The 12,863-nt window shown below is 42.8% G+C and carries 11 protein-coding genes; 2 read left to right on the top strand and 9 right to left on the bottom strand.

The features are described 5' to 3' along the window. Window positions 1-23 precede the first annotated feature (23 nt). Window positions 24-659, bottom strand: coding sequence for a GNAT family N-acetyltransferase (locus JMX89_RS07015; protein WP_133104723.1), 636 nt, complete (start codon window positions 657-659; stop codon window positions 24-26). Window positions 660-914: 255 nt separating this feature from the next. On the opposite strand from JMX89_RS07015, the gene ribF reads away from it, so the two are divergent. Further along, the gene (gene ribF / locus JMX89_RS07020; protein ID WP_227673040.1) at window positions 915-1,958 is read left to right on the top strand and encodes a bifunctional riboflavin kinase/FAD synthetase; all 1,044 of its coding nucleotides are present in this window, start codon (window positions 915-917) and stop codon (window positions 1,956-1,958) included. 114 nt (window positions 1,959-2,072) lie between these two features. On the opposite strand, the gene JMX89_RS07025 is transcribed toward ribF, so the two are convergent. The 4 genes from JMX89_RS07025 to JMX89_RS07040 form a co-directional block, all read right to left on the bottom strand. Beyond that, window positions 2,073-2,312, bottom strand: a complete 240-nt coding sequence (locus JMX89_RS07025) for a DUF2789 domain-containing protein (protein WP_201531119.1) — start codon at window positions 2,310-2,312, stop codon at window positions 2,073-2,075. Window positions 2,313-2,605: 293 nt separating this feature from the next. Then, the gene (locus JMX89_RS07030) at window positions 2,606-3,589 is read right to left on the bottom strand and encodes a malate dehydrogenase (protein ID WP_041753599.1); all 984 of its coding nucleotides are present in this window, start codon (window positions 3,587-3,589) and stop codon (window positions 2,606-2,608) included. Window positions 3,590-3,886: 297 nt separating this feature from the next. Then, entirely contained in the window at window positions 3,887-4,546 is a 660-nt protein-coding gene (locus tag JMX89_RS07035) for a ribonuclease T2 (RefSeq protein ID WP_133104726.1), read from the bottom strand. Window positions 4,547-5,004: 458 nt separating this feature from the next. Next, the gene (locus JMX89_RS07040) at window positions 5,005-7,227 is read right to left on the bottom strand and encodes a lytic transglycosylase domain-containing protein (protein WP_201531121.1); all 2,223 of its coding nucleotides are present in this window, start codon (window positions 7,225-7,227) and stop codon (window positions 5,005-5,007) included. 475 nt (window positions 7,228-7,702) lie between these two features. Here JMX89_RS07040 and miaB point away from each other — a divergent pair, with 475 nt between their 5' ends. Then, window positions 7,703-9,196, top strand: a complete 1,494-nt coding sequence (gene miaB / locus JMX89_RS07045; RefSeq protein ID WP_201531122.1) for a tRNA (N6-isopentenyl adenosine(37)-C2)-methylthiotransferase MiaB — start codon at window positions 7,703-7,705, stop codon at window positions 9,194-9,196. A gap of 248 nt (window positions 9,197-9,444) precedes the next feature. On the opposite strand, the gene JMX89_RS07050 is transcribed toward miaB, so the two are convergent. From JMX89_RS07050 to JMX89_RS07065, 4 genes are all read right to left on the bottom strand, one after another. Next, the gene (locus JMX89_RS07050) at window positions 9,445-10,194 is read right to left on the bottom strand and encodes a LysE family translocator (protein ID WP_201531123.1); all 750 of its coding nucleotides are present in this window, start codon (window positions 10,192-10,194) and stop codon (window positions 9,445-9,447) included. Window positions 10,195-10,296: 102 nt separating this feature from the next. Next, window positions 10,297-11,547 carry an acetylornithine deacetylase gene (gene argE / locus JMX89_RS07055; RefSeq protein WP_201531124.1) on the bottom strand — a complete coding sequence of 417 codons (1,251 nt, stop codon included), beginning with the start codon at window positions 11,545-11,547 and terminating at the stop codon, window positions 10,297-10,299. Window positions 11,548-11,581: 34 nt separating this feature from the next. Beyond that, the gene (locus JMX89_RS07060; RefSeq protein WP_201531125.1) at window positions 11,582-12,079 is read right to left on the bottom strand and encodes a nucleoside deaminase; all 498 of its coding nucleotides are present in this window, start codon (window positions 12,077-12,079) and stop codon (window positions 11,582-11,584) included. 96 nt (window positions 12,080-12,175) lie between these two features. Next, on the bottom strand, window positions 12,176-12,841 hold the full coding sequence (locus JMX89_RS07065; RefSeq protein WP_133104731.1) for a UPF0149 family protein: 666 nt from the start codon (window positions 12,839-12,841) through the stop codon (window positions 12,176-12,178). Window positions 12,842-12,863: the final 22 nt, after the last annotated feature.

Below are 12,863 nucleotides of genomic sequence, written 5' to 3' on the forward strand. Positions count from 1 at the left end.
GCAGGAATGTCACCATAGTTATCTTAGATATTATTGTCATTATCTATCACCCGTTTACCCAGCATCACCACATCAGCGATAAATCCATCCATATCACAGACTTGTGGCATCAACCCCCATTGCTCAAAGCCAAGCTTACGAAATAACCCCAAGCTTGGCTGGTTATGGGCAAAAATAAGCGCTGCAACATTACGAATACCGAGGCTTGGCGCTTGCTGCAACATCCAGCGAAGCAATAAACTGCCTAGACCTCGACTATGATAGTTGTTGTGAATATAAATGCTGATCTCGCTACTAATATGATAAGCCGGACGCGCATACAAATCACTAAAGCTGCCCCATGCGACAATTGACGGGCGTTTTTTATGCATATCGTCTTCCATAGCTATATCTATCATTCTAACGACATAGATAGGTCGTGTTGCACTCTCGATATGTTCTACAAACCAAGCTGCCCGCTCTTCATAAGTCACTGGTTCTAGATTGGCTGTTGCCTGCTTACCAGCAATACTTTGATTATAAATGGCTAAAACTTCAGATAAATCATTTGCAGTCGCATACTGCACCATAAATGTATCGCCAAACTTATTCGTCAATATAGGCAAATTAGTCCGATCAAAAATAGGTTTAGAATGTGGGTTAGCTGTTATTGCAGACATAGCACCTCCGTAATGGGTTATTCATCGTTAATAGTTTGATCACCCTATAAAGCGATCTCTAGGTAATCAAACAAGCTTCAGTCAGTAAAATAACTATGATATAAAACGGACAATATCGTTCTGCCATTATCAGCAGACTATAGGATGTTAGTCTGGCTATTTTACTTTATAATGGCTGATTTTAAACACATCGACTTTATATCCAAATGTGTTTTTCATTTTTTATCTGGTTTCATCTATCATAGCTGAACATTTATGAATACCTATTTTCTTGAGCAACTGCTGGCGTCTTCAGACGCTTCGCCTACCAATACCAACCCAGTAGCTTTAGCGCCCTGTGTGCTCACTATTGGCAATTTTGATGGCGTGCATTTGGGACATCAAGCGATGCTTACTCAAGTGCGCGAACTTGCAAAGGCGCGTAATCTTGGCTCTGCCGTGATGATATTTGAGCCACAGCCAAGAGAGTTCTTTGCCCCTGCTGCTGCCCCAGCCCGTTTAACCAATCTTGCTGAAAAGCAAGCGTTGCTAGCAGAATATGGCGTTGAAACCTTGATTGTGGCAGGCTTCGACAACGAATTTCGCTCATTATCAGCGCAGGCATTTGCAGATATTTTAGCACAGCGTTTAAATGTACAAGCCTTGGTATTGGGTGATGATTTTAAATTTGGGCATGATCGTACTGGTGACAGTCAGTTTTTACGCGATTATGGTTTGCATGTGACCAATCTAGATACGATTACTGACGATAATCATAAAGCAGCACGCATCAGCTCCACTCGTATTCGGGATCTCTTATTGGCAGGTGATATCAATGCGGCTAATGCATTACTTGGTCGAGATTACGCTATTACTGGCACGGTCGTTGGTGGTGATAAAATTGGTCGCACCATGGACTTCCCGACCGCTAATATTGACCTAAAACGTATCAAGCCTGCCTTACATGGTATTTTTGCGGTCGATGTGGTTAGCCTAGATAATGATGGCAATGTTATACCAAGCGATTTAGTCAAACGTGCAGATGAGGGTCATAAAGGCATAGCAGGTTTGCAGGCACACAGTTTGTTTGGTACTGCTAATATCGGCACTAGACCTTCCGTCGACAAAACCCATGATTGGCGTTTGGAAGTACACTTTCCACAACTACAAGCCGACTTATATGGTTTAACCTTGCAGGTGCGTTTTTTGCATTATTTGCATGGAGAACGTCATTACGAAAGTTTAGATGCGCTAAAACAAGGTATTCATCATGATGTACAAGAATTGATTGAATGGCGAGACAAGCAAACGGGTGGTTAAGTAGTGACCCTTTTAAGCAAATCATTGATAAATAAAAACCCACAACCTTTAAAGTTGTGGGTTTTTTAATGACTGGTTTATTATCAGGCTATTTTTTATTGCCTAGCTGATAACTTACGCCTGTGGGTGCAAACGGACATTCAATTCATCAATCACTTCTACCCACGCTGCATCTTTTTCCCATTCTTCTTGTAGGAACATACGTTGATTGTCATTCCAGATACTGGCTTCTGTCAATTTTTCTTCTTTTGCTAATTGATTGTTTTCAATAAAATGATCAATCGCCTCATCAGAGCTATCAAGACCCAACTGAGCGAATAACTCACTCATACTATATTCAGGTTCGCCTAACATACATTTTCTCCTTAAATGGCAAAATTTACTTATGCTTATTATTTAAATGAACCTGATTATTGTAGCAAGCTTTATAGTAATAGCTGTTAATCAACGTTTATCTAACGTTATCAATTGTATTAACCTTTAAGCATTATGCGGAAATAGGCATCATAAATAGGCTATTTATCGATACAACATAATTAATGCTGACGGCACGCTAAAATTCAAACAAAAAAAGCCCTCATGATAAATGAGGACCTTTTACTTAGTGCTGAATATAAACAGCCCTAATATGACAATAGCCTAAAAGCTTACGGTAATAAGTGTGCTACTGCATCACGCTCTTCGCTCAGCTCTTGCTCAGTGGCTGCCATTTTCTCTTTTGAGAAATCTGATGACACATCAACGCCATCTACGATAGACCAATCGCCGTTAGCACAAGTCACTGGGAATGAGTAAATCAAACCTTTAGCAATACCGTACTCACCGTTTGAATAGACACCCATAGATACCCAATCATTCTCATCAGTACCCATGACCCACGTACGCACGTGTGCGATAGCAGCATTGGCAGCAGAAGCGGCAGATGATGCACCACGTGCTTTGATGATTGCAGCGCCACGTTGTTGTACTTCTGGGATATAAGTACCTTCGTACCATGCGCGATCAACCAAGTCTAACGCCGGTTTGCCATTTACAGTGCTCGCCGTCAAATCAGGATACTGAGTTGATGAATGGTTGCCCCAGATGATCATTTTCTTCACGTCATTAACCGTGCTGTCAGTCTTGCCAGCTAACTGTGCCATTGCACGGTTATGATCTAGGCGAGTCATGGCAGTGAAGTTACGTGGATCTAAATCTGGTGCGTTACGCTGAGCGATGACAGCGTTGGTGTTAGCAGGATTACCTACTACTAATACTTTAACATCACGGCTTGCAACATCATTCAATGCTTTACCTTGCGCTGAGAAAATCGCAGCATTGGCTTCTAGCAAATCCTTACGTTCCATACCAGGACCACGAGGGCGTGAGCCTACGAGTAACGCATAATCGACATCTTTAAAAGCCACAGTCGCATCATCAGTTTGGACGACACCAGCCAATAATGGGAATGCACAGTCTTCTAATTCCATGACCACACCCTTTAGGGCATCAAGTGCTGGAGCGATTTCAAGTAATTGCAGAATCACTGGCTGATCTTTACCTAGCATCTCGCCAGAAGCAATACGAAATAACATAGCATAGCTGATATTACCAGCGGCACCAGTCACGGCAACGCGTACAGGCTGTTTCATTGACATTGAATACTCCCTAATTATTGATTAGATATTCACGATTCTAATTGGTGATTATCGATTTAGATAGCGATTTACTCGCTGAATGCTTACTCGATTAATATAGTAGTCATAAACCGAGAGCTAGTGTAGCACTTCAGTCTATTAAGCGTCTAGATAAAGCAAGAAACCTATCCTTAACTATATTGTTACATTTTATACGATGATATATTGGCAATTTATATAGCAGGATATAAATAGGTTAAACGTAGGGTGTACGATGTAAAAGGAGAGATAATCAAACCAGATAAAGACGGATTATTTACCGCCTGAAATAACGAATTTACTGCCACAATTGTCCACGACATTATGACAGTTGCCAAATTCACTGCCTTCATAACAGACATGTACATCCGTTAATATCATTTGACGTTGCGTACCTGACTGACAAATCAGATCGACACTAGCAGGAGTCATACCACTATTTAAGCTGGTCATTTGACCGATAAAGCGAGATTTTAATACCGTATAACTATTGCCCGTGTTTAGCTCATTTGGCAGCTTGAGAGCGCCCGCATAGTTAGTGATTTGGCGGAAGTAATTACTGGAGCTTAATGGACTACAAGCGCCATAACGTTGCCACGCTTGGGTACGCACTGTGGTATCGGGCATAATACGGTTGACGACTTTTAACTGTAGCGGTGTGATACGCGGTTCACTACCACGTCCGCAGCGTTCTCCATAACCCATGTCTAAACCTGACACAGTCAAGGAATAGCCTTCTAGACACTGACGCATACGCGAACGCGTTGGTTGCAAGTTACATAATGCTGGTGTCATCTCAATCATCAGCACGCGATGACCACTTTTACTCGCGTTAGCTGCTTGGGCAGACATAGCCATTGTCCCTTGCAACAGTAGCAAAGTGGCAATACTAAAAGCTGTCCAACCGCTATAGTTATACTGTTTACTTGTCATATTGTCACTTACGTACTCTGATATCACTGTTTTTTGGCATCAAGCCCAGTTTGGTTTAAAGAGTTCACCGATGCCTAATGTGAAACGATATAGGCAGATTGAGGTATTTTTTATTATATGAAGGTAAAGTATTGAGTAATGATAAAAATCAGCTTTTGCAAAATAGCTTCTAGATTCGGGTAGTATTACTCAAATTGGCTAATTAAGCTCAAAGCATCGATTGAGTACCTCAAAAACACCTTGTGAAAAAATCACTCATAATGACAGCAATGGTAGCAAAAACCCTCTTTTAATCTATAGCAAAAACGTAAACATGCATGATAGATGAATCATCTATGTTGACCATTGTCATTATTGAAAAAATTTGGTCGTCAAAATACGATTGCTAAGCTAACAAATTGCAGCTGTAAAAAAACCATTAACCTTTTATCGTTAATGGTTTTTTGCTATTACTCAAATTAAAATGCGGCAGGTACGGTACCCATACGCTGAGTGATTGGCTGACCATTACTCAATAAGCTGCTATAGATGGTGGCATTTTCCATCACATGTTTGACATAATTCCGTGTTTCAGGAAAAGCAATAGACTCAACGTACTGATCCGCTGCCAGTGAGCCATAGGTTGGCTGCCAACGCTTGGCATTGTTTGGACCAGCATTGTAGCCCGCCGTTGCCAATACAGGCTGACTGTTTAGCTTCCCAAAGATATCACCCATATACCATGTACCATAACGGATATTGGTATCACCGCTATTGGCACGACTTGCGCTATATGTCTCGCCCAAATTACGAGCAATATATTTTGCGGTATCTGGCATGACTTGCATAAGTCCACTTGCCCCGACATTTGAGCGCGCAGAGGCTACAAATCGGCTCTCTTGACGCATGATGCCATATGCCCAAGCGGGATCGATACCAGCCGACTGACTATAGCGTACTACAGCATCTTGGTGCGGCATCGGATGCGATATTGCAAGGCTATTGACGTTGTCAGTATTGTCAATGGCATATATCGCACGATCGAGCCAGCCCATATCATACGCTTGACGCGCTGCTGCAATGATTAATTTTTCATCACGGTTATCACGTGCTTTTTTGACCGCCCAGTTCCACTCACGATTGGCATAAGCTCGGCTGGCATCAGCGTTATATAACGCAAATGCACGGGCAAAATGTGGATTTTGCATGACGCGCGCACGATCCGCGCTACTGACATTAGGTAAATTACTACCACCCAAACGGCTGGCATCAAAACGTTGACCAACTTTTTCCTTTGCCATCAAACCATAATATTCGTTACTTTTAGCGAGATTTTGATACATTTTCTTAGCAGTATTGCGCTTGCTGCCATCATTTGACTGCTCATAAGCGCGTGCCAACCAATACTGCCATTGATTGGCTTTTTGGGTTTCGGCATCCATTCTTGAGATGGCTTCGACCACATCATCCCAGCGACTAAAACGAATCGCTGCCATGGCATAATATTCTGCTTCTTCAAAACTAAAGTCATTGTCTAAGCTGTTACGGAACCAGTCGACGGCTTCAACGTTAAAACCATCATCGGTATTGTGATTCATGCGTTGCACACCAAGAGTACGATAAGCTGCGCGGCGAGTATCATCGGTTAACAGTTTGGCTGAACGCTGATTGTCTTGCTTTATATCAAACTCTAACTGCAACGCCGCCTCACGATAAGACTTTTCGGCAACACGTCCCATCGCATAAAGGTACAAATATTGATTGGTTTGGCTGGCAGGTTCGCGGGCGAAACGACTAAAGAACGATGATGGATTAAGCTGGATGTCACTCAGTGATGCATAAGGAATGGGCATACCTAAGCGCGAAGATAACGCCATGATATCACCGGTTTTGCCTTTACGCAGCATACGTTTGAGGCGAGAAACTCTCTCTGGATTGCTAATTAAGGCGTTATTATTCATCTCAAGCGCTAGCTGATCACATAGAGCTGGCTGTTTTTTGGTGGTCAACCAGACATCAGACTTCGCTGCCATAGCACGCATGGTATCGCCGCCATTATTAAACCCAAGCGCAACCGCACACTTCTCACTGTCATCAGCATTGGTGATCAGATTTGCCACTTGGCGCACGGCAGCATAATCATTTGAACCCGCTTTGGTTTCAGCAAAATCAGCGGCCAGTTTTTCTGCCATGACCGTATCTGGATATTGACGCACAAACTGCGACACTGCCGCAGGGCTTTGCGAATTCAAATCTACATTCATCCGCCAGTAAGTAGGATACATGGCAAATAAGCCACCGCTCATAGCTTGCTCATAATTATAAAGCGCATTGACATCGCCGCGCTCTGCCGCAATGGCTGCTGCAGTGAATGAACCCACGCCATTGTCTGGTTGATAAGCATTGTTTTGTTGAAAAGTACTTTGTTGAAAAGTACTTTGTTGAGAAGTGTTTTGTTGACTGTTTGGTTGATAGCCATCAGGCTGATAGCGCTCTACTTGATATTTGCCTTGTTGCTCAGAACTGCCGCTCTCACCCCATGTCAATTCTGCACAGGCTACTTGCGAAAAGCCCAAAGCACCGACAGCCGCTGCCAAGCTCAGCGCGCTTTTTTTAAGCGTCATTTTTTTAGAACTCTTATGTGTGTCATTTTGATAGGTGTTTTTATCAATCATATCAGGAGCAACCTGCGGCTTTTTCATACTGACTCTCTTTTATAGTGGGTCTTATATAATTGGTATTAAATAATATTTTAAAAAGGCTTTTAAAAAAGTGACTCTAATCAAATGATTCTAAAATATAGGTTTAAAAAATACATTCCTAAATTGATATTTTAGACAGATAGAAATCAGGATTTATTCAATGACGCTAATAGGATGACATTCATCATACTATACTCGTTGCACTTTCAACTATAAGCTTTACTTTTCATTAATAAATTGGATAGCACCGCGTAACACGAAGGTGGTATTGCGTACAAATCGGCATCAATCATTATGTATCTTAGTTATAACCAAATAATCATCGATAAGCAATTGATACTATTATAAATAATCCAATCTACTTATAATAATGAGCAGACGCTAACTTTTCACATTAGCGCGGGGTTGTGATAAAATACGTCACCTGTTAATCGGCTAGCCCGCTATATTTTTGGTCAATCATGGACTTATCCTTATGAGTGTTACTGTATTCAATCCCCGCATCGATGACGCTGCTGCCTCTGACATTACCGCTGTCACGCCTGTGATCACCGCACTCAATGAACTAAGTTCAGCACAAGCTCCTGTCGAAAAAGCAGCTACCAAAAAGGTGTTTGTCACCACCCAAGGCTGTCAGATGAATGTCTATGACTCGGGCAAAATGCTTGATGTGCTTGGTGACTCACATGGCATGGAAGTGACGCATAATATCGACGAAGCCGATGTACTGCTGATGAATACTTGCTCCATTCGCGAAAAAGCCCAAGAAAAAGTCTTTTCAGAATTGGGTCGCTGGCGCAAATTGAAAGAAAAACGCCCTGATCTTGTTATTGGTGTTGGTGGTTGTGTGGCTTCGCAAGAAGGCGATAACATTCAAAAGCGCGCGCCTTATGTCGATATGGTATTCGGTCCGCAAACGTTGCACCGTTTGCCAGAGCTGTATGACCAATCGCACGAGCAACGTGAGATTGCGCCTAAGAACCGTATTGGTACGGTGGATGTATCTTTTCCAAGTATCGAAAAGTTTGATTTTTTACCAGAACCAAGAGTAGAAGGATTTAAAGCCTTTGTATCAATAATGGAAGGCTGCTCTAAGTATTGCTCATTCTGCGTCGTGCCTTATACACGTGGTGAAGAATTGTCACGTCCACTGGACGATGTATTGGCTGAAATTGACAGCTTAGCGGCACAAGGTGTACGTGAAATCAATCTACTCGGTCAAAACGTTAATGGCTATCGCGGCGAAAAAGACGATGGCAGTATTTGTCGTTTCGCAGAGCTCCTGCACTATGTGTCACACGTCGATGGTGTTGAGCGTATTCGCTATACAACCAGCCATCCACTAGAGTTCACTGATGATATCATTGACGCCTATGCGCAACTGCCAGAGCTAGTATCACACTTGCATCTGCCTGTACAAAGCGGCTCAAATGCTATCTTGGCGGCAATGAAGCGTAACCATACTATTGATGTTTATATCAATCAGATTAATAAGCTCAAAGCCATACGTCCTGATATTCACTTATCTAGCGACTTTATCATTGGCTTCCCAGGTGAAACAGAGCAAGACTTCCAAGATACTTTAAATCTAGCCAAAGAGTTAAACTTCGATCACTCTTATAGCTTTATCTATTCTAAGCGTCCAGGTACGCCAGCAGCAGAACTACCGGACGATGTGAGCTTCAAAACTAAGAAAGAGCGCTTGGCAGAATTCCAAAAAGTTATTATCGACTCAACGCTTGCTAAAACTCATGAGATGGTCGGCACCACGACTCGCGTCTTGGTCGAGCAAGTCGCCAATCGTCATCCTGATTGTCTAATTGGTACAGCAGACAATACCCGTACCGTAATGTTCCCTTATGCGATAGATAAAATGGATGAGATGTTGGGTAAAATTGTGAGCGTACGCATTACTGATTTTGTCAGTCCGCACATGGTAAAAGGCGAGATTGAAGCAGTTTTAGCTTAATCATTGTTGCAAATAAAATAGCCAAAAAAGCCGTTCACTATTCACTAGTAAGCGGCTTTTTTATGATTAAATATCAGCCTTTATATGACTATAGTCAAGCCACTATAAATCAAACACAGTGATACTGGGATAAGTTTTGCGCCGCCTCTGTCTGCGCAGGCACAGCAAGCAAGAAAAATTTATACCAGTAGCGCGTTATAATATTTGTACTTATTTTATTTAGGACTGAATATGATTAATAGCGACTTTTAAATCATAAAACTATTGAACACATCAGCCAATAAAGCGACTGCAATTAATATAAATATAATGCCGCAACCACGATTGAGCCAAGCTAAACGCTTACCAACATCTAACCACCCTGCCAGCTTTTTACCGCCTAATGTATATATTATCTGCCAAATCGTCTCACTGAGAAACAGTCCTAAGGTAAGCATAATATATTGCGGCCATAGTGGCGCACCAAAATTAATGAATTTAGGAAAGAAAGCTGCAAAAAATAAAATTGCTTTTGGGTTAGAAAGTGAGACCCACATCCCTGTGCGAAATAGCATAGCATTACTAGGTGCCATCTTGACCGCAGCACTAGAGAGCGAGCGCGGCTTGAGTGTCTCAGATTTATGAATGCTATCAGGGCGATTTGAGCTTGTTGTTAACTCTGCGCTAATTTCTTCGCTCATGGCATTGGCGTCATCCATTAAGCTACTATTGCTGCCACTATCACGCCATGAAGCAACACCTAAATAAATAAGGTAAATGGCACCGACTGTCTTAATGACCGTCAATAACCATGGCGACTGACGGCTAATGACATCCAAGCCTAGTAGCGTCGAGAGCAACAGGATAAAGAGCCCAAGGCTGAGACCTGCCAGCGTCCATAATGTCCGCTTGACCCCGTAATTAATCCCATACTGAAATGCCAGTAGCATATTCGGGCCCGGTGTCGCTGAGATAAAAAACGTACTTGCAAAAAATACCGCAAACAGATGCCAAGACATCAACCAACCCCTACTGTTTTATTTTAAACTGACTAAACGAAAAAATAAACACCGCCATAAAGACGGTGTTTATTATACCAACCACGACCTAAACCTTGCGGTTTATTTATCCATAGTACAACTTTCTAATAGACGCTGTAAGAAGCTATCACAGCGCTCAATCTCATTTAACTTAACATATTCATCGGCTTTATGCGCCTGCTCAATACTGCCGGGACCACAGATAATCGTTGGGATACCGCTATTAGTAAACTGTCCGCCTTCGGTAGCGTAAGCAACTTTATGGCGTTGAGTGTCACCTGTCAGTGCCGCTATCAGCGCTTGTAGCTCGGCACTGTCATTATCTGTCATTGCCGGTACGCTTTCTTCTTGCATCAGCTCAATGCCGGTATCGGCAGCGCGCATTTGCATCTGTGCACTTAGTTCTGCGACTTTTGCTTGGATCGGTAGCAGAATGTCGTCCTGTGTCATGTGTGGCAGGTTGCGATAATCAAAGGTGAACTCACACAGATTGGGCACAATATTGGTCGCTGTACCACCTTGTATGGTGCCCACAGACAATGTCGAATAAGGGACATCGAACAGTGCATCATTATCGTCACGATGGCTTATTTCTTCTGCCAAGGTATCAACATAGCCAATCAAACGACTGGCATAACTGATGGCGTTCACACCTGTTGCTGTCAATGATGAGTGCGCAGATTTACCGTGGACGCGGCAGCGATAAACAGCAATACCTTTATGCGCCACGACCATCGCCATATTGGTGGGCTCACCGACGATACAATAATCAGGAGTGATACCGCGAGCTTTTAAGTCTGCCAAAATTAATGGCGCACCTAGACAGCCAACCTCTTCATCAAATGACAATGCCAAATGAAGAGGACGACTCAGCTGACCACTATTCGATAACTCCACCGCTTTTGGTAATAAAGTTAGCGCACACGCAATAAAGCCTTTCATATCGCAAGCACCGCGTCCATATAGCTTGTCACCACGAATCGTCGCAATAAACGGCTCTGATGTCCATGCTTGACCATCAACTGGTACAACATCAGTATGCCCTGATAGCACCAAACCATGATTGATGATATCAGCACTGTTATTAGCATTGCCACCTGCTGCTACGGTGACAAATAAATTCGCTTTATTTTTGGCATCATTAAAGGTCAAATCTACGCTTAAGCCTAATTGCTCACAATAGCGTTGTACGTATTCAATCAATGCCAAATTTGAATGGCGACTGACCGTATCAAAAGCAATCAGCCTTGTAAGCCAGTCAATGCTATTCGATGGATAATCAGTATCCATTACAGCGTGAGATAAGCCATCAGTACGAGTTGATACAGTCATAAAAAATCCTTAATACGATAAAGATAAAAAGAGCTTAGCGTCTTTGGAATGCACGTTGTTGCAGCATTTTCACTTCTGCATCTAATCCAGCAATCGGACCTTCAACTGGCACATTTGGTGCTACCTCTTGAATACTTAATGAATTGATTGGTGATGAAGATTTTACACCCATCTCCTGCATCCATTCATCCAACTGTTTTGAGGAGCTAACATAAACAATGCGACCAAGCCCTGACCACGCATGAGCGGCGGAGCACATAGCACAATGCTCACCGGAAGTATAAACCACTGCTTGCGCACGCGCTTCAGCCGTCATATGCTTTGCTGCCCATTGGGCAACAGCAATCTCAGGGTGATAAGTAGCATCGACGCTATTGGCGCGATTACGGTCTTCGTGCAACACTTGACCATCACCAGCGACCAACACACTCCCAAATGGCTCATCACCTGCCTCTAAGGCTTCGGTAGCAAGCTCAATAGAGCGGCGCAAATGAATCATATCATCAGATTTATCATCATTATCAGTTATCATCTCAGTCTCCCTTTTATTACCTTATAGCAAATTACAGTCCTTTATTAGGTTTTATAGTACCCCATATCTTACCAAACCCTTTATGACGGATCTGACTTACGATGGATGATTCTGATTCATCACATCAATGACAGGTGGCATCGGTTTTGGCTTAGTATTAGAAGCCTTACCTTCTGATTGTAACTCTTTAGTGGTTTTGGCATCGATAGCAAGACCAGCAATTAGCGCAATGTCTTTCACAGGCTTACGCTGACGAGTGGCAAAGCTCACTGGTACCATACGGGCAAATTCATAAATGTACAAATAAGACTCTTCGCCGCCTTCGAAATCTTCATCGTCTTCTAAACGAATGCCACCAATTTTTGCCAAATCAGTAAGCATCTCGTTTTCTTCACTGCTCAGACGGCAATCAGTGATACCAAAACCTGTCATAAAACCATTTGCCCACTGTTTCAATGCCATTACGCGCTCGTATAGGTCATGTTCATCATCTGGCACAAGCGGCGTATAGGAATAAGCATCATCCTTGTCTTTTAGCTGAAATACGGTGTCTTCGGCTTCTTCAGTCAGCAAGGTCAACGCTTCGTCAGGTAATGGCGCAAAACTCAATTCTTCAAATACCTTGGCCCATACCTGTTCATCAGGCGCGTCGCAAGCAGTCATCAGCCCCGTCATTAGACCATGTACCTCACTGATAGACACATCAGTCCAGTCGTCAAAAGCCTTTAACCATGTATTCCAGCCAGAGATATTGTCATTCATAATAGATGTCCTAATAATTGAT

Origin of the sequence: Psychrobacter sp. DD43, assembly GCF_904846555.1 — a bacterium.
In the GTDB taxonomy this organism is placed as follows: Bacteria; Pseudomonadota; Gammaproteobacteria; order Pseudomonadales; family Moraxellaceae; genus Psychrobacter; species Psychrobacter cryohalolentis.

Coding starts and splice junctions, on each gene's coding strand:
- JMX89_RS07040 (WP_201531121.1), bottom strand. CDS start 7,227: ATGAAAAAGCCGCAGGTTGCTCCTGATATGATTGATAAAAACACCTAT.
- JMX89_RS07025 (WP_201531119.1), bottom strand. CDS start 2,312: ATGTTAGGCGAACCTGAATATAGTATGAGTGAGTTATTCGCTCAGTTG.
- JMX89_RS07065 (WP_133104731.1), bottom strand. CDS start 12,841: ATGAATGACAATATCTCTGGCTGGAATACATGGTTAAAGGCTTTTGAC.
- JMX89_RS07035 (WP_133104726.1), bottom strand. CDS start 4,546: ATGACAAGTAAACAGTATAACTATAGCGGTTGGACAGCTTTTAGTATT.
- JMX89_RS07050 (WP_201531123.1), bottom strand. CDS start 10,194: ATGTCTTGGCATCTGTTTGCGGTATTTTTTGCAAGTACGTTTTTTATC.
- JMX89_RS07060 (WP_201531125.1), bottom strand. CDS start 12,079: ATGATAACTGATAATGATGATAAATCTGATGATATGATTCATTTGCGC.
- argE (WP_201531124.1), bottom strand. CDS start 11,547: ATGACTGTATCAACTCGTACTGATGGCTTATCTCACGCTGTAATGGAT.
- JMX89_RS07030 (WP_041753599.1), bottom strand. CDS start 3,589: ATGAAACAGCCTGTACGCGTTGCCGTGACTGGTGCCGCTGGTAATATC.
- JMX89_RS07015 (WP_133104723.1), bottom strand. CDS start 659: ATGTCTGCAATAACAGCTAACCCACATTCTAAACCTATTTTTGATCGG.
- ribF (WP_227673040.1), top strand. CDS start 915: ATGAATACCTATTTTCTTGAGCAACTGCTGGCGTCTTCAGACGCTTCG.
- miaB (WP_201531122.1), top strand. CDS start 7,703: ATGAGTGTTACTGTATTCAATCCCCGCATCGATGACGCTGCTGCCTCT.